Here is a 23,700-nt window from a genome sequence, read left to right as displayed (position 1 = left end):
CCGTCCGACGAGCCGGTCGGCCCCCCAGTATGGCGTGCGCGGCCCGGCCGCGGCATACGCCGATCGCCTCAGGTCTGGACCGGGGGTAACAATCTCGCCCGGGCATGGCAGGCTTGGGTCATGGCCGCGCAGATCAACCCCAGCATCCTGTCCGCCGATTTCGCCCGCCTCGCGGACGAGGCCAGGGCGGTCGAGGGAGCCGACTTCCTCCACGTCGACGTCATGGACAACCATTTCGTCCCGAACCTCACCCTCGGCGTGCCGGTCGTGGAGTCGCTGGCCCGTGCCACGCACACCCCGCTGGACTGCCATCTGATGATCGAGGCGCCGGACCGCTGGGCGCCCCAGTACGTCGAGGCGGGCGCATCCTCCGTCACCTTCCATGTCGAGGCCGCCGCGGCTCCCGTCCGGCTGGCCCGGGAGATCAGGGCCAAGGGCGCCCGTGCCTCCATGGCGCTCAAGCCCGCGACCCCCATCGAGCCGTACGAGGACCTGCTCCCCGAGCTCGACATGCTGCTGATCATGACGGTCGAGCCCGGATTCGGCGGCCAGGCGTTCCTCGACATCATGCTTCCGAAGATTCGCCGCACCCGCGAGTTGATCAGCAAGCACGGTCTGCAGCTCTGGCTCCAGGTGGACGGCGGGGTCTCGGCGTCCACGATCGAGCGATGCGCCGAGGCGGGCGCCGACGTGTTCGTCGCCGGCTCGGCGGTCTACGGGGCCGACGACCCGGCGCAAGCGGTCCGCGCGCTGCGGGACCGGGCCGACGAGGCCACCAGGACGGCCGCCTGGGCGTGCGGCCACTGAACCAAGGGAACGTGAACGCCCGCCCATCAGGGCGGATCAGCAGCGCCGGATCTGCAAGGATGAACGGCGAATCCAGAGTGTGAACAGCAGTGAGGAGATCGCCGTGTCGGGTATGTCGGCGGGCCGGTCAGCCATGCGGATGGGACCCGCTGAGCTGGTGCAGGCGGCGGCCATGGCCCGCCGCTTCTACCTCGAGGGGAAGTCCAAGATCCAGATCGCGGAGGAGTTCGGCGTCAGCCGCTTCAAGGTGGCCCGGGTCCTGGAGACCGCTCTCGAACGGGATCTGGTGCGCATCGAGATCCGCGTGCCGGCCGAACTGGACGCCGAGCGCTCGGACGCGCTGCGCGCCCGGTACGGCCTGCGGCACGCCGTGGTCGTGGAGTCCCCGGCCGACGCCGAGGAGACCCCCGACCCGGAGAACCTGGGAGAGGTGGCCGCCGACCTGCTCGGCGAGCTGGTCGACGAGGGGGACGTGCTCGGTCTGGCCTGGGGCCGGTCCACCATCCACATGGCCGCCGCCCTCAACCGGCTGCCACCGTGCACCGTGGTCCAGCTGACCGGCGTGTACGACGCCGGGACCGCCGAGCGCGGCTCGGTGGAGGCCGTCCGGCGGGCCGCGCAGGTCTCGGGCGGCGACGCGCACCCCATCTACGCGCCGATGCTGCTGCCGGACGCGGCCACCGCGGAGGCGCTGCGGCACCAGACGGGCATCGCCCGGGCCTTCGAGTACTTCGACAAGGTCACGGTCGCCTGCGTCTCCATCGGTTCCTGGGAGCCGGGCATCTCGACGGTGCACGACATGCTCAGCGACGAGGAGCGGGCGCACTACGCCTCGCTCGGCGTCGCCGCCGAGATGTCCGCGCACCTCTTCGACGCCCAGGGCCGCCGGGTCGGCCGGGACCTCGGCGAACGGTGCATCACCGTCAAGGCCGACCAGCTCCGCCGTATCCCCGAGGTCGTCGCGATCGCGGGCGGTGCGCGCAAGGCGGCCGCGATCGACGCGGTGCTGCGCTCGGGGCTCGTCACCAGCCTGGTGACGGACACGTCCGCGGCGGACGTGCTGATGGCGGCGGGCCCGACGCCCAAGCCGGCGCTCAGCAGGTCGGACCCGGACGGGAACTGACGGTATGCCGGAGAGGGGGCGGCCCGGTGCCGCCCCCTTCGCGTATCGACGATTCATCATCGACGATCATCGGAGCGGTGCACGGATGACGGAGCTCGTGGTCACGCTGGACCTCGACGGGGTCACGGACAAGGCGGCGCTGATGGACCGCTGCGCCGAGTCCCTGCGGCTGCCCGACTGGTTCGGGCGCAACTGGGACGCGCTGGCGGACTCCCTGTCCGACCGGACCGTCTGGCCGCAGGACGCCCCGGAGCGGGGGCTCTGGGTCGTCGTACGGAACTGGCGGTCCTACGCGGCGGCGCGGCCCGAGGAGTGGCGGGTGGCCCGGGACGTGTTCACGGAGGCGGCGGACCGCACCCGGGACCTCACCGTGCTGCTCGACCTCGGAGGTTCCTCCAAGTAGGGGTGCGGCCTGCTTGGACGATGTGACCGTTCAGGGCGTTCCGGTCAGCATGGGACAATGAAGTACGTGCTCTTCCCCCTGGCTGTCCTGTCCGGGGGCCACCTCTGATCGACTGGGATGTGCAGCACGTGCGTTCCCTCAACGACATCCAGCCCCCGTACGACCTGACGTACGACGACGTCTTCATGGTCCCGAGCCGCAGCGCGGTCGGTTCGCGGCAGGGCGTGGACCTCAGCTCCCCGGACGGCACGGGTACCACCATCCCGCTGGTCGTCGCCAACATGACCGCCATCGCCGGCCGCCGGATGGCCGAGACGGTCGCCCGGCGCGGTGGGCTGGTCGTCATCCCGCAGGACATCCCCATCGAGGTCGTCACCGAGGTCGTCACCTGGGTGAAGAGCCGTCACCACGTCCTGGACACCCCGATCGTGCTGGCCCCGCACCAGACCGTCGCCGACGCGCTGTCCCTGCTGCCCAAGCGCGCCCACAACGCCGGGGTCGTCGTCGACGACGACCACCGTCCCGTCGGCGTGGTCACCGACGCCGACCTGTCCGGCGTCGACCGCTTCACGCAGCTCGAGGTCGTCATGTCCCGCGACCTGCTCCTGCTGGACGCCGACATCGACCCGCGCGAGGCCTTCAACAAGCTCGACTCCCACAACCGCCGCTACGCGCCCGCCGTCGACGCCGACGGCCGGCTCGCGGGCATCCTGACCCGCAAGGGCGCCCTGCGCGCCACCCTGTACAGCCCGGCCGTCGACGCCGCCGGCAAGCTGCGCATAGCGGCCGCCGTGGGCATCAACGGCGATGTGGCCGGCAAGGCCAAGCAGCTGCTCGACGCGGGCGTGGACACCCTGGTCATCGACACCGCGCACGGGCACCAGGAGTCGATGATCGCCGCGATCCGGACCGTGCGGGCGCTCGACCCCCGGGTGCCGATCGTCGCGGGCAACATCGTCGCCGCCGAGGGCGTGCGCGATCTGATCGAGGCCGGCGCGGACATCATCAAGGTCGGGGTCGGCCCCGGCGCCATGTGCACCACCCGCATGATGACCGGCGTCGGCCGCCCGCAGTTCTCGGCGGTCCTGGAGTGCGCGGCCGAGGCGAAGAAGTACGGCAAGCACGTGTGGGCCGACGGTGGTGTCCGGCACCCGCGCGACGTCGCCATGGCGCTCGCCGCCGGCGCGTCCAACGTGATGATCGGCTCCTGGTTCGCCGGCACCTACGAGTCGCCGGGCGATCTGCAGCAGGACTCGAGCGGGCGGCTCTACAAGGAGTCGTTCGGCATGGCGTCCGCGCGGGCCGTGGCCAACCGCACCTCGGAGGAGTCGGCGTACGACCGGGCCCGCAAGTCGCTGTTCGAGGAGGGCATCTCGACGTCCCGGATGTTCCTCGACCCGGCCCGCCCCGGTGTGGAGGACCTGATCGACTCGATCATCGCGGGCGTGCGGTCGTCCTGCACCTACGCGGGCGCCGGCTCGCTCGAGGAGTTCGCGGAGAACGCCGTTGTGGGCATCCAGAGCGCGGCCGGATACGCCGAGGGCAAGCCCCTGCACGCCAGCTGGAGCTGATGTCTCTTCAAACGGCCCCTGCCGTCCCGTAGTTCGGGAGGGCAGGGGCCGTTTCGTGTGCCGGTGTGCGCCGGACGGCTCGGGTCCTGCCGTGCTCGGGCGGCCGCGGGTGCGTGGGGGTTGTTCGCGCAGTTCCCCGCGCCCCTTCCGGTGCCTGTGGTGAACGCCCCTGATCGGTCGCCCTGTGCAACGGTCGAAAGACCCGCCGCAACGAAACCCCGCCGAGTCGCCGGACACGCAATGATCTTGCGGGTATGCGCAAGGTTGCTGCATTTCACCCGCAACGTCGAAGCTCATAGGCTGTCGCCTCGAACGTGGCGTGGCAGGGACCCCGCTCGGTGGGTCCCCGCCCTCAGGGGTGCCACCGGTCCCTGCCGCCCTGACCGGCAGCGACAAGGAGCCAGCACGTGCTCGACCAAGGCGCACCCCCGCAGGACAGAGGCCAGACAACCGCCCCCGCCCCCGTTGGCCTCGGAGCGCGCCTGATGCGCCGCAAGCCAGTGGAACACCTGGTCGCGGAGGGTGGCCAGGGCGAGGGAGGGTCCCTGCGGCGCTCCCTCGGACTGTGGCAGCTCACCATGATCAGCATCGGTGCCACCCTCGGCACCGGCATCTTCGTCGTCCTCGGCGACGCGGTCCCGGAGGCCGGCCCCGCGGTCACCGTGGCCTTCGTGATCGCGGGTCTGACGGCCCTCTTCTCGGCCCTGTCGTACGCCGAGCTGGCAGGCAGCATCCCCGTCGCCGGCTCGTCGTACTCGTATGCGTACGCAACGATGGGCGAGCTCGTCGCCTGGGTCTGCGGCTGGTGTCTGGTCCTGGAGTACGGCGTCTCGGTGGCCGCCGTCGCCGTCGGCTGGGGCGAGTACCTGAACGAACTGCTCGACGGGACCATAGGCGTCACCATCCCGGCGCTGCTGTCCTCGGCGCCCGGCGAGGGCGGGATCATCAACCTGCCGGCGCTGGTCGTCGTCCTGCTGGCGATGGTGTTCCTGCTCGGCGGGGTCCGCGAGTCCGCCCGGGCCAACACGATCATGGTCGCCGTGAAGATCGCCGCGCTGGTGCTGTTCTGCGCGGTCGGCTTCACCGGCTTCAAGTCCGGCAACTACGAGGACTTCATGCCGCTCGGCATGGCCGGGGTGAGCGCCGCGGGCGCCACGCTGTTCTTCTCCTACATCGGCTTCGACGCCGCCTCCACCGCGGGCGAGGAGGCCAAGAACCCCAAGAAGGACCTGCCGCGGGCGATCATGCTCTCGCTGATCATCGTGACCGCGCTGTACGTCCTCGTCGCCGCGGTCGCCGTCGGCGCCTGGAACTGGACGAAGTTCGAGGGCTCCCAGGCCTCCCTCGCCGCGATCATGACCGACGTCAGCGGCCAGTCCTTCTGGGGCACGCTGCTCGCCCTCGGCGCGGTCATCTCCATCGCCAGCGTGGTCCTCACCGTCCTCTACGGCCAGACCCGCGTGCTGTTCGCCATGTCCCGCGACGGCCTGGTCCCCAAGGCGCTCGGCAAGGTCCACGCGAAGACCGGCGCCCCCCGCCTCAACACGGTGATCGTCTCGCTGTTCTGCGGCGCCCTGGCCGCCCTCGTCCCGCTCGGCAAGCTCGTCGACGCCACCAGCATCGGCACGCTCTTCGCCTTCGCGCTGGTCAACATCGCGGTGATCGTGCTGCGGGTGAAGCGGCCGGAGCTGGAGCGCACCTTCCGGGTGCCGTTCGGGCCGGTGCTGCCGGTGCTCGGCTTCCTGTTCTGCGCGTACAACATGTTCAGCCTCGACACCGTCACCTGGGTGGTCTTCGGGTGCTGGATGGCCGCCGGACTCGTGTTCTACTTCCTCTACGGGTATCGCCGGTCCCGTCTCGCCGTGCCTGAAGTGAAGTGAACCGCCCGCAGTGCTGAACGATCTCGACGAACGCATCGTGCACGCCCTCGCCGAGGACGCCCGCCGCTCCTACGCCGACATCGGGCAACTGGTCGGCCTGTCGGCGCCCGCCGTGAAGCGGCGCGTGGACCGGCTGCGGGCCACCGGGGCCATCACCGGCTTCACCGTCCGCGTGGACCCGTCGGCCCTCGGCTGGGAGACCGAGGGGTTCGTCGAGATCTACTGCCGGCACAACACCTCGCCGGAGACCATCCGGCGAGGTCTTGAGCCCTACCAGGAGGTCGTCGCCGCGTCGACCGTGACCGGTGACGCGGACGCCGTCGTGCAGGTGTTCGCCTCGGACATGCGGCACTTCGAACGGGTCCTGGAGCGGATCGCGGGGGAGCCGTTCGTCGAGCGGACCAAGTCGGTGCTGGTGCTCTCCCCGCTGCTGCGCCGCTTCTCCTCCGGCTCGCCCACCTGAGAGCCGCCAGGGCGCCTATCATCGGTGTCATGACCTGGCGACATTGATCCACCCGCCGCGCCTCCCGAGGCCCGCCCCGGACGCCGTATCCCCGGTGTCCGAGACGTCCCTTCGGGAAGGCCCCATGTCACTCTCACCCACGCGTGTGCCCACGACCGGCGTACGGCGTCTGACGGCCACGCTGTACGGCTACGCGTTCCTCGACGACTTCGTCCTGCTCTACCCGGTGTACGCGCTGCTCTTCGCCGGCACCGGCCTGTCGCTCCACGAGATCTCCTCGCTCTTCGCCCTGTGGTCGCTCACCTGTGTGCTGCTCGAGGTGCCCTCGGGCGTCTGGGCCGACCGGGTCTCCCGGCGCCGGCTGCTGTGGATCGGCCCGCTCCTCACGGCCACCGGCTTCGCGCTGTGGGTGGCCGTCCCGTCGTACGCCGCCTTCGCCGTCGGCTTCGTGCTGTGGGGCGCCGGTGGAGCGCTCGGCTCCGGGGCGCTGGAGGCCCTCGTCTACGACGAACTGGACCGGTGTGGCGCCGCAGGCCGGTACGCGCACGTCATGGGCCGGGCGCGTGCCGCGCGGCTGCTGGGCACCGTGGCCTCCCTCGGCCTCGCCGGTCCCGTGCTCGCCCGGGGCGGCTACCCGGCCGTCGGCGGCGCGAGCGTCCTGGCCTGCCTGCTGACCGCCGCGCTCGCCACCCGGTTCCCCGAGCGGCGGAAGCGTCCCGCCACCGCCCACGGAGGCTGGGCCGAGACGCTGCGGACCGGGCTCGCCGAGGCGCGCGGCGACCGTGCCGTACGCGGCGCGCTGCTGCTGATCCCGGCCGTCGCGGCGGTGTGGGGCGCGCTGGACGAGTACGTCCCGCTGCTGATCCGCGACCTCGGGGTGACCGAGGCGGCCGTGCCGTACCTGGTCATGCTGGTCTGGGCCGCCGTCACCGCGGGCGGCCTCCTCGCCGGGCCCGCCGAGCGGCTCGGCACCCGGGGGCTGGCCGCACTGCTCGCGGGCGCGGCGCTCGCCCTCGCCGTGGGTGCCGCGTCGGGCACCCTGGCCGGGATCGTCCTGGTCGGGCTCGCCTTCGCCGGGTTCCAGCTGGCCGAGGTGCTCGCCGACGTCCGTCTCCAGCACCGGATCGCGGAGGCCCGCCGGGCCACGCTCACCTCGGTGGCGAGCCTGGGCACCGAGCTGGCCACGGTCGCCGCGTTCGGCGCGTACGCGCTGCTCGGCACGGATCTCTCCCACGGCACCGTCTTCGCGGTGCTGGCGATTCCGTACGTCGTGACGGCGGTGGCGCTGACCAGGGCCGAGGCCGCCCCGGCGTGACGGTGAAGGGTGCGGGGGACGGCTCCCGCACCCGGGCCGCGCAACGAATCGCCGCGAAGGCGTCCACGGACGCAACGAAGCGCTCACCGGCGCGCAACGGCTCCTTCTTGTCCCTGTCGGGCGCCCGACCGTACCTTCTACATGGCCCACACAACCACCCTTTCGCCCCGGTGAGGACACATGCGCACCGCCCTGCTCCAGAGCTCCGGCCGGCCCGGCTCCACCGTCGAGAACCTCAAGGTCCTCGACGAGGCCGCGGGCCGCGCCGCCGCCGCGGGCGCCGGGCTGCTGGTGGCGCCGGAGATGTTCCTCACCGGGTACGCGATCGGCGACGAGATCGCCCGGCTCGCCGAGCCCGCCGACGGCGACGGCGCCGACGCGGTCGCGGAGAGCGCGGCCCGGCACGGCCTGGCGATCGCCTACGGCTACCCCGAGCGGGCCGGCGACACCGTCCACAACTCCGCGCAGCTGATCTCCGCCGACGGCACCCGGCTCGCCAACTATCGCAAGACGCACCTCTTCGGCTGCTTCGAGCGCGACCACTTCACGCCGGGGGACCAGCAGGTCGTCCAGACCGAGGTCGACGGCGTCCGCGTCGGCATCCTGATCTGCTACGACGTCGAGTTCCCGGAGAACGTCCGCGCCCACGCGCTGGCCGGCACCGAGCTGCTGATCGTCCCGACCGCGCAGATGCACCCGTTCCAGTTCGTCGCCGAGTCGATGATCCCGGTGCGGGCCTTCGAGAACCAGATGTACGTCGCGTACGTCAACCGGGTCGGCCGGGAAGGGGAGTTCGAGTTCGTCGGGCTCTCCACGCTCGCCGGGCCCGACGGGATCGCCCGCACCCGCGCGGGCCGCGCCGAGGACCTCGTCCTCGCCGACGTCGACCCCGCCCTCGTCGCCGCCTCCCGCGAGGCCAACCCGTATCTGCAGGACCGCCGCCCCGGCCTCTACGGGTCCCTCGTCTGACCCTCCCCGCTCTTCCCCGCAGTCGCAAGGAGTCCGTACCCCATGACGTCCACGGTGCCCACCGCCGTCCAGCACGCCGACGAGCAGCAGCCGCCGATCACCATGTTCGGCCCGGACTTCCCCTACGCGTACGACGACTTCCTGAACCACCCGGCCGGCCTCGGCCAGATACCCGCCACCGAGCACGGCACCGAGGTCGCCGTCATCGGCGGCGGCCTGTCCGGCATCGTCGCCGCCTACGAGCTGATGAAGATGGGCCTCAAGCCCGTCGTCTACGAGGCCGACCAGATCGGCGGCCGACTGCGCACCGTCGGCTTCGACGGCCCCAGCACCGAGGGCCTGACCGCCGAGATGGGCGCCATGCGCTTCCCTCCGTCCTCCACGGCCCTCCAGCACTACATCGACCTGGTGGGCCTGGAGACCCGGCCGTTCCCCAACCCCCTCGCCGAGTCCACCCCGTCGACCGTCGTCGACCTCAAGGGCGAGTCGCACTACGCCGAGACGATCGAGGACCTGCCGCAGGTCTACCGCGACGTCGCCGCCGCCTGGAACAAGTGCCTGGAGGAGGGTGCCGACTTCTCCGACATGAACCAGGCCATGCGGGAGCGCGACGTGCCGCGCATCCGCGAGATCTGGGCCGAGCTCGTCGAGAAGCTCGACAACCAGACCTTCTACGGCTTCCTCTGCGACTCCGAGGCGTTCAGGTCCTTCCGGCACCGCGAGATCTTCGGCCAGGTCGGCTTCGGCACCGGCGGCTGGGACACCGACTTCCCGAACTCCATCCTGGAGATCCTGCGCGTCGTCTACACCGAGGCCGACGACCACCACCGCGGCATCGTCGGCGGCTCCCAGCAGCTGCCGCTGCGCCTGTGGGAGCGCGAGCCGGAGAAGATCGTCCACTGGCCGTACGGGACCTCCCTGAAGTCCCTGCACGCCGACGGCGCGCCCCGCCCGGCCGTCACCCGACTGCACCGCGCCGCCGGCAACCGGATCACCGTGACCGACGCGACCGGAGACATCCGCACCTACCGGGCGGCGATCTTCACCGCCCAGTCCTGGATGCTGCTCTCCAAGATCGACTGCGACGACTCGCTCTTCCCGATCGACCACTGGACCGCGATCGAGCGCACCCACTACATGGAGAGCTCGAAGCTGTTCGTGCCCGTGGACCGGCCGTTCTGGCTGGACAAGGACGAGGAGACCGGGCGGGACGTCATGTCGATGACGCTCACCGACCGTATGACCCGCGGCACCTACCTGCTGGACGACGGACCGGACAGGCCCGCCGTCATCTGCCTCTCGTACACCTGGTGCGACGACAGCCTGAAGTGGCTGCCGCTGTCCGCGAACGAGCGGATGGAGGTCATGCTGAAGTCGCTCGGCGAGATCTACCCGAAGGTCGACATCAGGAAGCACATCATCGGCAACCCGGTGACCGTCTCCTGGGAGAACGAGCCCTACTTCATGGGCGCGTTCAAGGCCAACCTGCCCGGCCACTACCGCTACCAGCGTCGCCTGTTCACGCACTTCATGCAGGACCGGCTGCCCGAGGACAAGCGGGGCATCTTCCTCGCCGGCGACGACATCTCCTGGACCGCCGGCTGGGCCGAGGGCGCCGTCCAGACCGCGCTGAACGCGGTGTGGGGCGTCATGCACCACCTGGGCGGCGGCACGGACTCCACCAACCCGGGCCCGGGGGACGTCTACGACGAGATCGCGCCGGTCGAGCTGCCGGAGGACTGACCTCGCTCAGAGCCCGGCCGCCCGCACCTTCTCGTACACCTGCGCGGCGACGTCCTTGAGCTCCTGGGCGTCCCGCAGGGTGGTCTGCAGGTCGAGCAGGACCTCGTCGACGCCGACCTCGGCGTACGCGGCGAGGTCCGCCACGATCTGGTCGGCGCTGCCCTGGAAGGGCTGGCGGTCGTCGCCCTCGTAGGGCGTGGCGGAGTACAGGGCGTTCACCCGGGGCACCCGCTCGATCGGCCGCGTACGGCCCCGCTCGGCCGCGATGTCCTGGAGCCTGCGCCACCCGGCGGCGTACCCCTGTACGTCCATGGCGACCGGGATCCAGCCGTCGCCGAGGTCGACGACCCGCCCGAGGGCACGGTCGCCGCCCGCGGCCACCAGGACCGGGATCGGGCGCGCCGGCTTGGGGCCGACCACGGCCGCGTCGATCTTCGTCGTACGGCCCTCGAAGGACACCGGGTCCGGGCCCCACACGGCCCGGCACACCTTGATGACCTCCTCCAGGAGGCCGCCGCGCCGGTTGTGCGGCCCGATGGCCGCGGCGGCGAACTCGTCGGTCGACCAGGCCGTGCCCAGGCCCGCCACGACCCGCCCGCCGCTCGCCGCGTCCAGGGTGGCGAGGGCCTTGGCGAGCTGGACCGGGCCGTGCAGCGGGGCGACCACGACACCGGTGCCCAGGCGGACCCGCTCGGTGACGGCGGCGGCCAGGGTCAGCGTGACCAGGGGGTGGGCCATGCCCCGGTACCAGTCCGGCCAGGGCAGCCCCGGCACGTCGTACAGACCCTGGGTGGGCGACTCGGGGACCAGCAGCCGCTCGTAGACCCAGACGCTGTCGTACCCGGTCCGCTCGGCGGCGCGGGCCACGTCCGTCACATCCTTGGCCAGGTCGTACTGCCGCAGTTGGGGAAGACCGAGTCCGAGGCGGATGGCCATGGCGCTGAGCTCCTTCGCGATCGGCGGACCCCCATCGGCCAACGTACTGCGGGCCCGGGGAACCGCCACTCGGCGCCGGCCCTCAGTCCGGCAGCGGGGTCAGCAGCATTCGTCCGGCCAGCCCCACGGCGGCGTCCAGCCGCTCGGTGAACTCCCCGGCCAGCTCCGGGAGTCGGCGCAGCGCCCACAGGGCACGCGCCGCCGACCATGTGGCGTCCCGCGCCCGCTCCAGACTCCACGAGCCCAGCAGATGGGTGAGCGGGTCCGCGATCTGGAACAGGTCGGGACCCGGCATCAGCTCCTCGCGGATGTGCTCCTCCAGCGAGACGAGCAGATCACCCACCCGGTCGAACTCGTCCTCCAGATCGGTCGGTTCGCAGCCGAGGCTACGGCAGGCGTCCACCACGGCGAGCGCCAGATCGTGCCCGATGTGCGCGTTGATGCCCGCGAGCGCGAACTGCAGCGGGCGTACGCCCGGATGGCGGCGCATCTGGAACAGGGGCCGCCAGCAGGCGGGCGGACGCCCGGCCTCCTCGGCGGTCTCCACCGCCGTGAGATACCGTTCCGCGAACCGCACGTCCAGGGTGATCGCGGCGCGCGCGTCGGCGAACCGGCCGGTGTCGATGTGCCGGTCGACCGCCTCGGTGACGGTGAGGTAGACGCGGTTGAAGACCGCGACCCCGTCGCGCTCCGGCAGCCTCGCGTCGAGGGCGCGCATACGGGAGAGGACGGCGTCCACGGGTGTGGTGAATTGTTCGCATTGCGCCATGGGGGCAGATTCCCAGCTTTAGGGTGGCCGGAGTGACGGCGGGCCCGGCGCTTCCCCAGAACGGGGGAACGCGCCCCGCCGTGGGGGAGGGGGAGCAGGACGGTGGCAGGCTCACGCGCCCGGCGACTGGCGTCACGCAGGGATGCGCGCAGAAGGTCCGCACGGCGCAGCGCCATGGTCGCGGCGGCCTCGGTCGTGGTGGCCGCCGGGGCGACGACCGGGCTGATCTCCGCCGTGGACGGCGGCCCCGATCCCGCTCAGGCCGGGCCGTCCGGCACGCGGTCGGTGCGTCTCGACGCGCTGCCCGTCGCGCCGTCCCCGTCGGCCTCGCCGAGCGCGTCCCCGTCCCCGTCGGCCTCCCCGAGCCCGCGGCGGACGCCGTCCGCGACACCCTCGAAGACTCCTGAACGCACGCAGCGCGCGGCACCGGTCTCGACCCGGCTCTACCGGCACCCCGACTCCCAGGTGCTCGAGTGGGTCCGCGACCACACCGGCGACCCCCGGCACGCCGTCATAGAGTCCCGGATCGCCGCGCAGCCGGCCGCCGTCTGGTTCGCCGACTTCACTCCGGGCACCATCACCGCCCGGGTCCGCGCGGTCACCTCGGGCGGCGCCGCGCAGGGCCGCACCCCGGTGGTCGTGCCGTATGTGATCCCGGACCGGGACTGCGGCGGGTACTCCGAGGGCGGGGCGCCCGACCTGGCCGCGTACGACGCGTGGATCGACCGGTTCGCCGCAGGGCTGGGCTCCGGTGACGTCGTCGTGGTCCTGGAGCCCGACTCCGTCGCCCAGTCCGAGTGCCTCTCGGAGCGGGAGCGCGCCGCGCGCTTCGCGTCCCTGGCCCGGGCCGGACGGGTCATCAAGTCCGCCAACCCCCGGGCCCGGGTGTACTACGACGCCGGGCACTCCGGCTGGCACTCGCCGGCCAAGCAGGCGGCGTGGCTGCGGCAGGCGGGCGCCGCGTCGGCCGCGTCCTCCGACGGCGTCTTCAGCAACGTCTCCAACTTCCACACCACGGCCGCCGAGATCGCCTACGACCGGCGGGTCCTCGACGCCCTCGGCGGCGGCCCGGGGCTGGGTGCCGTCATCGACACCAGCCGCAACGGCGCCGGTGCCCCGCCGGACGGCGAGTGGTGCGACCCGTCGGGCCGCAAGCTGGGCCGGGCGCCCACGCTGGCGACCGGCGAGGCCCGGATCGACGGCTATCTGTGGGTGAAGCTGCCGGGGGAGTCGGACGGCTGCAAGGGGGAGCCCGGTACGTTCACCGCCTCCTACGCCTACGAGCTGGCGCGCTGAGGGCCCTCGCCGGCCGCGTTGCCCTCGTCGTACGACGACGTGCCCTCGTCGAGCAGCGGGTGCTGCGTCCGCAGATGCGCCGGGGCGAACGCCCGCAGCGCGTGGTAGCCGGTGATGACGACGAGCGTGCCCAGCGCGATACCGCTCAGCTCGAAGGTGTCGGTGATCTTCAGCGTCACGTTGCCGACGCCGATGACGATGCCCGCGGCGGCCGGCACCAGGTTGAGCGGATTGCGCAGGTCCACCTTGGCGTTGATCCAGATCTGCGCGCCGAGCAGGCCGATCATGCCGTAGAGGATGACGGTGATGCCGCCGAGGACACCGCCGGGGACGGCGGCCACGACCGCGCCGAACTTGGGGCAGAGCCCGAAGAGGAGGGCGAAGCCTGCGGCGGCCCAGTAGGCGGCGGTCGAGTAGACGCGGGTCGCGGCCATCACGCCGATGTTCTCGGAGTACGTCGTGTTGGGCGGGCCGCCCACGGCGGTGGACAGCATCGAGGCGGCGCCGTCCGCGGAGATCGCGGTGCCCAGCTTGCCGTCCAGGTTGTCGCCGGTCATCTCGCCGACGGCCTTGACATGCCCGGCGTTCTCGGCGACCAGGGCGATGACCACGGGCAGCGCGACGAGGATCGCGGACCACTGGAAGGACGGGCCGTGCAGATCGGGCAGGCCGATCCAGTCGGCGCGGGAGACGCCGGACAGGTCGAGCCGCCAGTGGTCGGTGAGCTTGCCGCTCGCGTCGACGGAGTGGATACGGCCGAAGACCCGGTCGAACACCCAGGACAGGCCGTAGCCGAGGACCAGGCCCAGGAAGATCGCGATCCGGGACCAGAAACCGCGCAGGCAGACCACGGCCAGACCGGTGAACAGCATCACCAGCAGCGCCGTCCACTGGTCCTGCGGCCAATAGGTGGAGGCCGTCACGGGGGCGAGGTTGAAGCCGATCAGCATCACCACCGCGCCGGTCACGATCGGCGGCATCGCGATGTGGATGATCCGCGCCCCGAACCGCTGCACCGCCAGGCCGACCAGGAACAGCGCCGCGCCGACCACGAGGACCGCGCCGGTCACGACCGCGCTCGACCCGCCGTCCGCCCGGATGACGGCCGCGACGCCCACGAAGGACAGCGAGCAGCCGAGGTAGCTGGGCACCCGGCCGCGCGTGGCCAGCAGGAAGATCACGGTCGCGACACCCGACATCATGATCGCCAGGTTGGGGTCGAGACCCATGAGGACCGGGGCCACGAAACTGGCGCCGAACATCGCGACCACGTGCTGGGCGCCGAGCCCGACCGTGCGCGGCCAGGACAGCCGCTCGTCGGGGCGGACCACGGCGCCGGGCGCCGGAGTGCGTCCGTCGCCGTGCAGTTTCCAGCGGACGCCGAGATCCATGGTGCGGTTTCGCTTTCGTCGTGCGAACGAGGGGGCCGGACCATTGTCGGGTACACCGACCGGGCCGCCGACCCGGGGCCACCTCGGCTTCTGAGCGTCCGCTTAGGATGGGTGAATCTTCTAGTACCTCCCCGGGAGTCCCGCCGTGACCGCCGAAGCCCTGCCCCTGTCCGCCCCGTCCCACGGCCGGCTCGTGCCCGTCACCGTGCACTTCGACGACCTCGACGCGCTCGGGCTGCTGCACAACGCGCGCTACCCGCTGATGGTCGAGCGGGCCTGGACCGAGCTGTGGCACGAGCACGGCTTCCGCTTCGAGGGCGACTGGGTGGCCGCGGGCGACGCCTGCAACGCCGTCAAGGAACTCCGCATCACCTATGAGGCCCCGGTGACCAGGCCGGGCACCTACGCCGTGCACCTGTGGCTGGAGCGGCTGGGCACCACCGGGCTGACGTACGGCTTCCGCTTCTGCTCGGCCGACGGCGCGATGACCTACGCGCACGGCAGCCGGGTGCTGGTCCGGCTCGACGCCAGGACGCTGCGCCCGGCGCCGTGGAGCGAGGAGTTCAGGGCCGCGGGTCGCGAACTGCTGCGTCCGGGCGGCTGACCTTCGGGCGGTCGCGGTCGGCGGTGCGCAGGACGCCCGCGAACAGCGCCAGGCCCGAGGCGAGCAGCGTGACCAGGCAGAAGGACACCATCAGACTGGTCAGCTGGGCGAGCCCGCCGATCGCGCTGGGGGCGACCAGCCCCGAGGTGTAGGTGATGGTCGCGACGCCCGCGATGGCCAGGGACGGGTTCGAGCCGCTGCGGCCCGCCGCCGCGAAGCACAGCGGCACGACCACCGCGATCCCGAGGCCCAGCAGCGCGAACCCGGTCATCGCCAGGGCCGGCGCGTCCGCGACCACGACCAGCAGCCCGCCGAGCGTGGCGAGGACGCCGCTGAACCGGACCGTGCGCACCGAGCCGAAGCGGTCCACCACCCGGTCGCCGGCGATCCGGGCGATCGCCATCGTGAGCGTGAAGCCGGTCGTGCACGCGGCCGCCAGGCCGGCCGAGGTGTCCAGCTGGTCCCGCAGATACACCGCCGACCAGTCCAGGCTCGCGCCCTCCGCGAAGACCGCGCAGAACCCGACCGCGCCGATCAGCAGCGCGGACCGGGGAGGCAGCGCGAACCGCGGCGGCGCCTCCTCGTCCTCGGCGGCCTGCAGGTCGAGCACCCACTGGCAGGCGGCCACCCCGAGCACCGTCAGCACGGCCGCCGCGAGCGCGTGGTGGACGCGGGCGTCCGAGCCCAGATGCGCCGCGAGGGTGCCGGCCGCGGAGCCGATCAGGGCGCCCGCGCTCCACATGCCGTGCAGCCCGGACATGATCGAGCGGCCCAGGCGGCCCTCCACCTCGACCCCGAGGGCGTTCATCGCCACGTCCGCCATGCCCGCCGTGGCGCCGAACAGGAACAGGGCCACGCAGAGCGTGAGCAGGTCGGGTGCCAGCGAGGGCAGGGTCAGGGCCAGCGTCCACAGGGCCATCAGCCCGCGCAGCGCGTTGCGGGCGCCGAAGCGGTGGCTGATCCTGCCCGCGAGCGGCATCGCCAGGGAGGCGCCGAGCGCCGGGAACGCCAGCGCGAGACCGAGCTGGCCGGCGCTGACCCCCGCGTGGTCCTGGATCCACGGCACCCGGGTCGCGAAGGACCCCGTGACGGCGCCGTGTGCGGCGAAGACGGCGGCCACGGCGTACCGGGCACGCCTGACCTCCCGCAGGTCGTAGACCTTTCCACCGGTCCCACCCATGAAGTGACCCCCTCCTGGCCTCCGCGTCCGCGCGGTCCGGCCGTAAACTATCAGGAACCCTGCCTGATAGATAGAGTGCCCGAGCGCCGCCCGCCGCCGCGCGCGGCCCCGCCGATCTGGAAGGATCCCGGCATGCCCGCATCCCCGAGCACCGCCCGGGCCATCAACGACCGGCTCGCCCTGCGCCTGCTGCAGCGCGAAGGCCCACTGACGGCCGGACAGTTGAAGCAGCTGACCGGGCTGTCCCGGCCGACCGTGGCCGACCTCGTCGAGCGCCTGACCGACGCCGGGCTGATCACCGTCGTCGGCGAGGCCGGCGAGCAGCGGCGCGGCCCCAACGCCAAGCTGTACGGCATCGTCGCCGGTCGTGCCCATCTCGCCGCGCTGGACGTCCGTACCGAGGGGGTAGCGGTGGCCGTGTCCGATCTGGTCGGCACCGTGCTCGCGGAGGCGTCCGTGCCCATCGGCGGCGACACCGGGACCGGGCCCGCCGTGGAGCGGGCGGTGGCTCTCGTCGAGCGCGCGGTGAAGGAGGCCGGAGCGGACCGGCCGCACACCGTGGGCATCGGCGCCCCCGGCCTCATCGACCCGGCCAGCGGCGAACTGCGCGACTCCTCGGGCCTGCCGCAGTGGCACCGCGCCCTCGTCGCCACCCTCCAGGAGCGCTTTCCCGACGCCCGCGTCAGCGTCGAGAACGAGACCAACCTCGCCGCCCTCGCCGAACAGCGCGACGGCGCCGCCCACGACCGCGACACCTTCGTCCTGCTCTGGCTCGGACACGGCACCGGCGCCGCCGTCGTCCTCGACGGGAAGCTGCGCCGCGGGGCGTCCGGCGGAACCGGCGAGATCGGCTTCCTGCCGGTGCCCGGTACGACGGGACTGCCGTCGGCGACCGACTGCGCGGGCGGCTTCCACTCGCTCGCGGGCTCGGCGGCGATCACACGGCTGGCGGCGGAGCACGGATTGGCCGCCGAGGGCGCCCACGCCCCGGACGCCGCCCGCCTGGTGGGAGAAGCGGTGGCGCGGACCGGCGACGACGGCGACGCCGGGCGCTTCCTCGCCGTCCTCGCGGACCGGATCGCGCTGGGCGTGGCCTCCGTCGTCGCCGTCCTCGACCCCGGTTGTGTGGTGCTCGGCGGTGAGGTCGGGCAGGCCGGCGGCGCCCCGCTCGCCGCGCTGGTCGAGGAGCGGGTACGGCGGATGTCCCCGCTGCCGGCCGCGGTGCGCCCGAGCGCCCTCGGCGGCACCGCGGTCCTGCGCGGCGCGCTCCTCACGGCCCGGGACCGGGCACAGGACGAGCTGTTCGCGCCACCAGGGCGGAGTGCCTAGGGTCTCTTGTTCTGGATCATGCCAGACGCCGCGAGCCCGGCCTGATCCAGCCGAGAGAACCTAGCCCCGATGGCCAGACCGCCGGTCCAGGTACTCCTCGAACGTCCCCTTGCCCACCGCGTGCTCCGGAGCGAGATGCCCGCCGGCGCGGAAGGCGCGGTACGCCGCGCCCCACAGCGGCACGCTCACGACGAGCCGCCTGCGGCCGGTGGCCTTGAGGTGGGAACGGGCCAGCGAGTCGAAGGTGCGCACCTCGGGGCCGCCGATGTCCGCCACCCGCCCGGCGGGCTCGCCCTCGGCCAGTCCGGCCAGCCGGTCCGCGACCTCGGCCACCTCGATCGGCTGGTCCTTCACCCGGGCCGGCAGCAGCACGACCGGCAGCTTGGCGAGCGCCCCCAGCATCCGCGCGAGCAGATCGTGGAACTGGGTCGCGCGCAGTACCGTCCAGCCCAGCCCGGACTCCTCGACCAGCCGCTCCACGGCGTGCTTGCTCCGGTAGTAGCCGAACGGCACCCGGTCCACGCCGACGATCGAGATGTAGACGAGGTGCCGCACCCCGGCCCCGCGCGCGGCCGCGATCAGATGCCGCGCCGCCTCCTCGTCCCCGCCGTTCGGCGAGCTGGCGCAGTGCACCACCGTGTCCACGCCCGCCATCGCGGCGTCCAGACCGGGCCCGCCCTTGCGCAGGTCGACGGCGTACGGCTGGGCGTGCCGGCTGAGCACCCGCACCTCGTGCCCGTCCGCCCGCAACCGCTCGGTGACGAGCCTGCCGAGCGTTCCGGTCCCGCCGGTCACCAGCATCGTGGTCATCGTGTTCAGCCCCTTCGCGACGCGGACACTCCCGGTTCGGAGCATCCCTCGCAGTCCTCGACGGAGCATCCCGGGGAGATGTGACATCCCGCGGACGAAAAAAAGGGGGGCGGTTGGGGAGACCCGGCGGCGGGCAAGGGCCGTCGTCACCGCCGCCGGGCGCTCTCGTGGGGGCGGCAGGGCGCCGAGTCCCCGCCGCGCACCGCTGACAGTAGAGAGGACTAGACCAGAGCGTCAATAGGTATGGACCAATCCCAAGCGTGCTCGCGCACATGGGAGTTGAGGGCATCGCCGGCCGCCGGGAAAGTCCAGCGAAGCGCCCTGTGAGCCACCCCACACCCTTCGCCCGTATGGACGCCCACCGGTCGTGGCACACTGGCCATGTACCACAAGCAGCGCACTCCGGGGTCGGTGAAATTCCGAACCGGCGGTTACAGTCCGCGACCCGGTCGCCTCCAGCGACCGGTTGACCAGGTGAAATTCCTGGACCGACGGTTAAAGTCCGGATGGGAGGCAGTGCGCGGCGGGCGAGCCTGTGTGCGCGCCGCCGTACCGGTTCGTCCAAGGGGCGGACCCTCGTCCGGCGTCGCCCCCGGTGTTCTCGCTCGTCCATTCCGCCGTCATCGGCAGCCCCGGAGTCCGTGCCCCTATGAGGCAGGAGGACCCGGGAAGTGTTCACCGGAATCGTCGAAGAGCTGGGCCACGTCACGGCCGTCGAGACCCTCGGTGACGCCTGTCGCTTCCGACTGCGCGGTCCCGTCGTCACCGAGGGCGCCAAGCACGGCGACTCCATCGCGGTCAACGGCGTCTGCCTCACGGTCGTCGACCACGAGGGCGACGAGTTCACCGCCGACGTCATGGCCGAGACCCTCAAGCGCTCCAGCCTGGGCGCCCTCACCGTGGGCTCCCGCGTCAACCTGGAGCGGCCCACCGCCGTCGGCGACCGGCTCGGCGGGCACATCGTCCAGGGACACGTCGACGGCACCGGTCAGGTCCTGGAGCGCACCCCCTCCGAGCACTGGGAGATCGTGAAGATCTCCCTCCCCGCGGACCTCTCCCGCTACGTCGTGGAGAAGGGCTCCATCACCGTCGACGGCATCAGCCTCACCGTCGTCGACGCCGGACCCGACTACTTCACCGTCAGCCTCATCCCGACCACCCTCGACCTGACCACGCTCGGCCACAAGCGGCCCGGCGACCCGGTCAACCTCGAGGTCGACGTCATCGCCAAGTACGTCGAGCGGATGCTGGGCGACCGCCTCTCCTCCGAAGGGACGGCCACCCGGTGAACTCCCTGAACTCCGAGGCCTTCACGCTGTTCGGCCAGCACATCCTCTGGTCGGACATGATCGGCAACCTCTTCGGCCTGGCCGCCCTCGCCCTCGGCTGGCGGCGCTCCCTGTGGACCTGGCCCGTGCAGTTCCTCGCCGGACTGATCCTCTTCGGCGCCTTCTTCGGGCACCTCACCGGCAGCGCCGGCAAGCAGGCCGTCGTCATGGTCGTCGCCCTGTACGGCTGGTGGCAGTGGCAGCGCGGCAAGGGCCGCGGCGAGGACGGCCACATCGCCGTCCGGTTCGCCACCTGGCCCGAGCGAGCGGCCATGCTCGGCGCCGCCGCCGTCGGCACCGTCGGGGTCGCGCTGCTGTTCAGGGCGTACCCGACCCTGTCCTGGGACCCCTGGCCCGACGCCTACATCTTCGTCGGCACCGTCGTCGCCATGTACGCCCAGGCGCGCGGCATGGTCGAGTTCTGGTTCGCCTGGCTCCTCGTCGACCTCGTCGGCGTCCCCCTCAACTTCGCCAACGGCTACGCCTTCTCCGGCTTCGTCTACGTCATCTACGGCGCACTCGTCCTGTGGGGCATGCGCGACTGGTGGCTGCGCTCCCGCAACGGCGCGCGGCCCGTCCTGGAAGGAGCGCCGGCATGACCGCGGCACCGATTCTGTACAGCGCCGAGAGCGCCGAGGACCTGCGGCTCGACCCGATCGAGCGCGCCATCGCCGACATCGCGGCCGGCCGGCCCGTCGTGGTCGTCGACGACGAGGACCGCGAGAACGAGGGCGACCTCGTCATCGCCGCCGAACACGCGACCCCCGAGATCGTCGCCTTCATGATGAGCGAGTGCCGCGGACTGATCTGCGCGCCCATGGAGCCCGACGAGCTCGACCGGCTCGAACTGCCGCAGATGGTGGCGGACAACACCGAGTCGATGAAGACGGCGTTCACGGTCTCCGTCGACGCCTCGGCCGAACACGGTGTCACCACCGGCATCTCCGCCTCCGACCGGTCCACCACGCTGCAACTCCTCGCGAGCGGCACGGCCCAGCCGTCGGACCTCGTCCGCCCCGGCCACATCTTCCCGCTGCGCGCCCGGCCCGGCGGCGTCCTCGTCCGCGACGGACACACCGAGGCCGCCGTCGACCTGGCCCGGCTCGCCGGACTGCGCCCGGCCGGCGCCATCGTGGAGATCGCCGGCGAGGACGGCGAGATGCTGCGGCTGCCCGAGCTGATCCCGTTCGCCCGCAAGCACGGCCTGACCATCGTCTCCATCGCCGACCTGGTCGCCTACCGTCGCGAGGCCGAGCACCCGAAGGCCGTCGAGCCGACCGCCCCGGACGACGAGCGGCTCGCCGCCGACTCCACCGTCCGGCGTGAGGCCGAGGTCCATCTCCCCACCGCCCACGGCACGTTCACCGCCTACGGCTACCGCTCCACCGTCGACGGCGTCGAGCATGTCGCCCTCGTCCACGGCGAGATCGGCGACGGCGAGGACGTCGTGGTCCGCGTCCACTCCGAATGCCTCACCGGCGACGTCTTCGGCTCCCAGCGCTGCGACTGCGGCCCCCAGCTGGAGGCCGCCCTGGACCGCATCCAGGAGGAGGGCCGCGGTGTCGTCGTCTACCTGCGCGGCCACGAGGGCCGGGGCATCGGCCTGATGTCCAAGCTGCGCGCCTACGAGCTTCAAGAGCGCGGCCGCGACACCCTCGACGCCAACCTGGAGCTCGGCCTGCCCGCCGACGCCCGCGACTACGGCGCCGGCGCGCGCATCCTGGCCGACCTCGGGGTGCGCAGCGTCCGTCTGCTGACCAACAACCCCGACAAGTCCGACGCCCTGCTCGCCCACGGCATCCAGGTCGCCGAGCGGGAGCCGATGCCCGTCCAGGCGGGCGAGCACAATCTGCGGTACCTGCGCACCAAGCGCGACCGGATGGGGCACGACCTGCCCTGGCTGGACCCCGAGCCCGTGGTCCCGGCCCCCACCACCCTGTCCACCTGCACCACGCAGTAGGGCCGGCAGGACCAGTAAGACCAGTAAGACCAGTAAGACCAGTAAGACCAGCAGGACCAGTAAGACCAGCAGGACCAGTAAAACCAGCAAGACTTGTAAGACCACACCGAGGAGACACGAGAACGTGAGCGGCAAGGGCGCACCGGAGCTGTCCGTACGCAATGTGGGTGACCTGCGGGTCGCCGTCATCGCGGCGCAGTGGCACGAGAAGGTGATGGACGGACTGGTCGACGGCGCGCTGCGCGCCCTGCACGACCTGGGGATCGACGAGCCGACCCTGCTCAGGGTCCCCGGCAGCTGGGAGCTGCCGGTCGTCGCCAAGGTCCTCGCGGGCCGCGGCTACGACGCGATCGTGGCGCTGGGTGTCGTCATCCGCGGCGGCACCCCCCACTTCGAGTACGTGTGCCAGGGCGTCACCCAGGGCCTCACCCAGGTCTCGGTCGACACCGGCGTCCCCGTCGGGTTCGGCGTGCTGACCTGCGACACCGAGGAGCAGGCCCTGGACCGGGCCGGGATCGAGGGCTCCTCCGAGGACAAGGGGCACGAGGCGGTCACCGCGGCCGTGGCCACGGCGGCGACCCTGCGCTCAGTATCCGAACCCTGGCGCTGACGAACGGCACATGTGGCATAGGCTGAGCGTCACCATGTCCAAGAAGACGTTCGAGGAGCTCTTCACCGAGCTCCAGCACAAGGCAGCCCAGGGCGATCCCGCCACCTCCCGTACCGCCGAACTCGTCGAGAAGGGCGTCCACGCCATCGGCAAGAAGGTCGTCGAGGAGGCCGCCGAGGTCTGGATGGCCGCCGAGTACGAGGGCAAGGAAGCCGCCGCCGAGGAGATCTCGCAGCTGCTCTACCACGTCCAGGTGATGATGGTCGCCCGCGGGATCTCCCTGGACGACGTCTACGCCCACCTCTGAGCCCCGCCGCCCCGCACCCCACCGCACCCGCGAAACGAAGGAAGCCGACCTCATGCTGCGCATCGCCGTCCCCAACAAGGGTTCACTCTCCGGCCCTGCGGCGGACATGCTGCATGAGGCCGGCTACCAGCAGCGCCGCGAGTCCAAGGAACTGCGCACCGTCGACCCGGAGAACGACGTCGAGTTCTTCTATCTGCGCCCCCGCGACATCGCGATCTACGTCGCCTCGGGCCAGCTCGACATCGGCATCACCGGCCGCGACCTGCTGATCGACTCCGGCGCGGACGCCGAGGAGATCCTGCCGCTCGGCTTCGCCCGCTCCACGTTCCGCTTCGCCACGAAGCCGGGCACCGTCGGCGGCGACCTGAACGACCTCCAGGGCAAGACGATCGCCACCTCCTACGAGGGCATCGTCGCCAAGTACCTCGCCGACCACGGCGTGGACGCCTCCGTCGTGCACCTCGACGGCGCCGTCGAGACCGCCATCCAGCTCGGCGTCGCCGAGGTCATCGCGGACGTCGTCGAGACCGGCACCTCACTGCGCAACGCCGGCCTGGAGGTCGTCGGCGAGCCGATCATGAAGTCCGAGGCGGCCGTCATCCGCCGTACCGGCGCGGAGCCCGACGACCCCAAGGTGCAGCAGTTCCTGCGCCGTCTCCAGGGCGTCCTGGTCGCCCGGACGTACGTGATGATGGACTACGACTGCCGCGTCGAGCAGCTGGAGAAGGCCGTCGCCCTCACCCCGGGCCTGGAGTCTCCGACCGTCTCGCCGCTGCACAACGAGGGCTGGGTCGCCGTCCGCGCCATGGTCCCGGCCCGCGAGGCCCAGCGGATCATGGACGACCTGTACGACATCGGCGCCCGCGCCATCCTGACCACGGCGATCCACGCCTGCCGCCTCTGACA

At 72.1% G+C, this 23,700-nt stretch carries 23 protein-coding genes and 1 riboswitch; of the genes, 18 read left to right on the top strand and 5 right to left on the bottom strand.

The features are described from left to right. The first annotated feature begins 120 nt into the window (after positions 1–120). From rpe to DC008_RS05320, 9 genes are all read left to right on the top strand, one after another. Positions 121–807 (top strand): ribulose-phosphate 3-epimerase, encoded by a 687-nt coding sequence (rpe, locus tag DC008_RS05360; protein WP_108705955.1) that lies wholly within the window; start codon positions 121–123, stop codon positions 805–807. Positions 808–886: 79 nt separating this feature from the next. After that, positions 887–1,930 (top strand): sugar-binding transcriptional regulator, encoded by a 1,044-nt coding sequence (locus tag DC008_RS05355; RefSeq protein ID WP_055623755.1) that lies wholly within the window; start codon positions 887–889, stop codon positions 1,928–1,930. An 85-nt stretch (positions 1,931–2,015) separates the two neighbouring features. Then, positions 2,016–2,333 (top strand): barstar family protein, encoded by a 318-nt coding sequence (locus DC008_RS05350; RefSeq protein ID WP_108705954.1) that lies wholly within the window; start codon positions 2,016–2,018, stop codon positions 2,331–2,333. 128 nt (positions 2,334–2,461) lie between these two features. Next, positions 2,462–3,904 carry a GuaB1 family IMP dehydrogenase-related protein gene (locus DC008_RS05345; RefSeq protein ID WP_208646097.1) on the top strand — a complete coding sequence of 481 codons (1,443 nt, stop codon included), beginning with the start codon at positions 2,462–2,464 and terminating at the stop codon, positions 3,902–3,904. Between the two features lie 407 nt (positions 3,905–4,311). Next, on the top strand, positions 4,312–5,784 hold the full coding sequence (locus DC008_RS05340; RefSeq protein ID WP_108705952.1) for an amino acid permease: 1,473 nt from the start codon (positions 4,312–4,314) through the stop codon (positions 5,782–5,784). Positions 5,785–5,794: 10 nt separating this feature from the next. After that, entirely contained in the window at positions 5,795–6,247 is a 453-nt protein-coding gene (locus DC008_RS05335; RefSeq protein WP_055623753.1) for an Lrp/AsnC family transcriptional regulator, read from the top strand. A 124-nt stretch (positions 6,248–6,371) separates the two neighbouring features. After that, complete coding sequence (locus DC008_RS05330) at positions 6,372–7,562, top strand: MFS transporter (RefSeq protein ID WP_108705951.1); 1,191 nt, start codon at positions 6,372–6,374, stop codon at positions 7,560–7,562. 180 nt (positions 7,563–7,742) lie between these two features. Continuing rightward, complete coding sequence (locus tag DC008_RS05325; RefSeq protein WP_108705950.1) at positions 7,743–8,531, top strand: carbon-nitrogen hydrolase family protein; 789 nt, start codon at positions 7,743–7,745, stop codon at positions 8,529–8,531. A gap of 42 nt (positions 8,532–8,573) precedes the next feature. Further along, the gene (locus DC008_RS05320) at positions 8,574–10,274 is read left to right on the top strand and encodes a flavin monoamine oxidase family protein (protein WP_108705949.1); all 1,701 of its coding nucleotides are present in this window, start codon (positions 8,574–8,576) and stop codon (positions 10,272–10,274) included. Positions 10,275–10,280: 6 nt separating this feature from the next. Here the strand turns inward: DC008_RS05320 and DC008_RS05315 are convergent, their stop codons facing one another. Continuing rightward, positions 10,281–11,210: an LLM class F420-dependent oxidoreductase gene (locus DC008_RS05315; protein ID WP_108705948.1), complete on the bottom strand. Its 930-nt coding sequence runs from the start codon at positions 11,208–11,210 to the stop codon at positions 10,281–10,283. A gap of 82 nt (positions 11,211–11,292) precedes the next feature. Beyond that, positions 11,293–11,979: a DUF5995 family protein gene (locus DC008_RS05310; protein ID WP_108705947.1), complete on the bottom strand. Its 687-nt coding sequence runs from the start codon at positions 11,977–11,979 to the stop codon at positions 11,293–11,295. A gap of 174 nt (positions 11,980–12,153) precedes the next feature. Here DC008_RS05310 and DC008_RS05305 point away from each other — a divergent pair, with 174 nt between their 5' ends. After that, positions 12,154–13,275, top strand: coding sequence for a glycoside hydrolase family 6 protein (locus DC008_RS05305; protein ID WP_108705946.1), 1,122 nt, complete (start codon positions 12,154–12,156; stop codon positions 13,273–13,275). Here the strand turns inward: DC008_RS05305 and DC008_RS05300 are convergent. Beyond that, positions 13,257–14,666 (bottom strand): uracil-xanthine permease family protein, encoded by a 1,410-nt coding sequence (locus DC008_RS05300; protein WP_108705945.1) that lies wholly within the window; start codon positions 14,664–14,666, stop codon positions 13,257–13,259. The genes DC008_RS05305 and DC008_RS05300 overlap by 19 nt on opposite strands. A gap of 145 nt (positions 14,667–14,811) precedes the next feature. On the opposite strand from DC008_RS05300, the gene DC008_RS05295 reads away from it, so the two are divergent. Beyond that, on the top strand, positions 14,812–15,270 hold the full coding sequence (locus DC008_RS05295) for an acyl-CoA thioesterase (protein WP_108705944.1): 459 nt from the start codon (positions 14,812–14,814) through the stop codon (positions 15,268–15,270). Here the strand turns inward: DC008_RS05295 and DC008_RS05290 are convergent. After that, complete coding sequence (locus DC008_RS05290; protein WP_108705943.1) at positions 15,230–16,450, bottom strand: MFS transporter; 1,221 nt, start codon at positions 16,448–16,450, stop codon at positions 15,230–15,232. The two genes, DC008_RS05295 and DC008_RS05290, sit on opposite strands and share 41 nt — an antisense overlap. Positions 16,451–16,582: 132 nt before the next feature. On the opposite strand from DC008_RS05290, the gene DC008_RS05285 reads away from it, so the two are divergent. Continuing rightward, complete coding sequence (locus DC008_RS05285) at positions 16,583–17,779, top strand: ROK family transcriptional regulator (protein WP_108710573.1); 1,197 nt, start codon at positions 16,583–16,585, stop codon at positions 17,777–17,779. Between the two features lie 60 nt (positions 17,780–17,839). Here DC008_RS05285 and DC008_RS05280 read toward each other — a convergent pair whose 3' ends face one another. Next, entirely contained in the window at positions 17,840–18,589 is a 750-nt protein-coding gene (locus DC008_RS05280) for an SDR family oxidoreductase (RefSeq protein ID WP_108710572.1), read from the bottom strand. A 393-nt stretch (positions 18,590–18,982) separates the two neighbouring features. Then, a riboswitch (FMN riboswitch) is annotated at positions 18,983–19,113 on the top strand. A gap of 147 nt (positions 19,114–19,260) precedes the next feature. On the opposite strand from DC008_RS05280, the gene DC008_RS05275 reads away from it, so the two are divergent. From DC008_RS05275 to hisG, 6 genes are all read left to right on the top strand, one after another. Next, positions 19,261–19,878 carry a riboflavin synthase gene (locus DC008_RS05275; protein ID WP_108705942.1) on the top strand — a complete coding sequence of 206 codons (618 nt, stop codon included), beginning with the start codon at positions 19,261–19,263 and terminating at the stop codon, positions 19,876–19,878. Continuing rightward, positions 19,875–20,516, top strand: coding sequence for a nicotinamide mononucleotide transporter family protein (locus DC008_RS05270; protein WP_108705941.1), 642 nt, complete (start codon positions 19,875–19,877; stop codon positions 20,514–20,516). The genes DC008_RS05275 and DC008_RS05270 overlap by 4 nt, the downstream gene beginning before the upstream one ends. Further along, positions 20,513–21,877 carry a bifunctional 3,4-dihydroxy-2-butanone-4-phosphate synthase/GTP cyclohydrolase II gene (locus tag DC008_RS05265; RefSeq protein WP_108705940.1) on the top strand — a complete coding sequence of 455 codons (1,365 nt, stop codon included), beginning with the start codon at positions 20,513–20,515 and terminating at the stop codon, positions 21,875–21,877. The genes DC008_RS05270 and DC008_RS05265 overlap by 4 nt, the downstream gene beginning before the upstream one ends. Before the next feature lie 124 nt (positions 21,878–22,001). Further along, positions 22,002–22,487, top strand: coding sequence for a 6,7-dimethyl-8-ribityllumazine synthase (gene ribH, locus DC008_RS05260; RefSeq protein WP_004002733.1), 486 nt, complete (start codon positions 22,002–22,004; stop codon positions 22,485–22,487). 34 nt (positions 22,488–22,521) lie between these two features. Then, complete coding sequence (locus DC008_RS05255) at positions 22,522–22,794, top strand: phosphoribosyl-ATP diphosphatase (protein WP_003988914.1); 273 nt, start codon at positions 22,522–22,524, stop codon at positions 22,792–22,794. A gap of 52 nt (positions 22,795–22,846) precedes the next feature. Then, on the top strand, positions 22,847–23,698 hold the full coding sequence (gene hisG, locus DC008_RS05250) for an ATP phosphoribosyltransferase (protein WP_108705939.1): 852 nt from the start codon (positions 22,847–22,849) through the stop codon (positions 23,696–23,698). Positions 23,699–23,700 lie beyond the last annotated feature (2 nt).

This window comes from Streptomyces nigra (assembly GCF_003074055.1).
Classification (GTDB): domain Bacteria; phylum Actinomycetota; class Actinomycetes; order Streptomycetales; family Streptomycetaceae; genus Streptomyces; species Streptomyces nigra.
This window is presented reverse-complemented; position numbering and strand designations above follow the sequence as displayed.

Coding starts and splice junctions, on each gene's coding strand:
- DC008_RS05300 (WP_108705945.1), bottom strand. CDS start 14,666: ATGGATCTCGGCGTCCGCTGGAAACTGCACGGCGACGGACGCACTCCG.
- DC008_RS05280 (WP_108710572.1), bottom strand. CDS start 18,589: ATGACCACGATGCTGGTGACCGGCGGGACCGGAACGCTCGGCAGGCTC.
- DC008_RS05325 (WP_108705950.1), top strand. CDS start 7,743: ATGCGCACCGCCCTGCTCCAGAGCTCCGGCCGGCCCGGCTCCACCGTC.
- rpe (WP_108705955.1), top strand. CDS start 121: ATGGCCGCGCAGATCAACCCCAGCATCCTGTCCGCCGATTTCGCCCGC.
- DC008_RS05350 (WP_108705954.1), top strand. CDS start 2,016: ATGACGGAGCTCGTGGTCACGCTGGACCTCGACGGGGTCACGGACAAG.
- DC008_RS05305 (WP_108705946.1), top strand. CDS start 12,154: ATGGTCGCGGCGGCCTCGGTCGTGGTGGCCGCCGGGGCGACGACCGGG.
- DC008_RS05265 (WP_108705940.1), top strand. CDS start 20,513: ATGACCGCGGCACCGATTCTGTACAGCGCCGAGAGCGCCGAGGACCTG.
- DC008_RS05315 (WP_108705948.1), bottom strand. CDS start 11,210: ATGGCCATCCGCCTCGGACTCGGTCTTCCCCAACTGCGGCAGTACGAC.
- DC008_RS05285 (WP_108710573.1), top strand. CDS start 16,583: ATGCCCGCATCCCCGAGCACCGCCCGGGCCATCAACGACCGGCTCGCC.
- DC008_RS05320 (WP_108705949.1), top strand. CDS start 8,574: ATGACGTCCACGGTGCCCACCGCCGTCCAGCACGCCGACGAGCAGCAG.
- hisG (WP_108705939.1), top strand. CDS start 22,847: ATGCTGCGCATCGCCGTCCCCAACAAGGGTTCACTCTCCGGCCCTGCG.
- DC008_RS05330 (WP_108705951.1), top strand. CDS start 6,372: ATGTCACTCTCACCCACGCGTGTGCCCACGACCGGCGTACGGCGTCTG.
- DC008_RS05290 (WP_108705943.1), bottom strand. CDS start 16,450: ATGGGTGGGACCGGTGGAAAGGTCTACGACCTGCGGGAGGTCAGGCGT.
- DC008_RS05255 (WP_003988914.1), top strand. CDS start 22,522: ATGTCCAAGAAGACGTTCGAGGAGCTCTTCACCGAGCTCCAGCACAAG.
- DC008_RS05310 (WP_108705947.1), bottom strand. CDS start 11,979: ATGGCGCAATGCGAACAATTCACCACACCCGTGGACGCCGTCCTCTCC.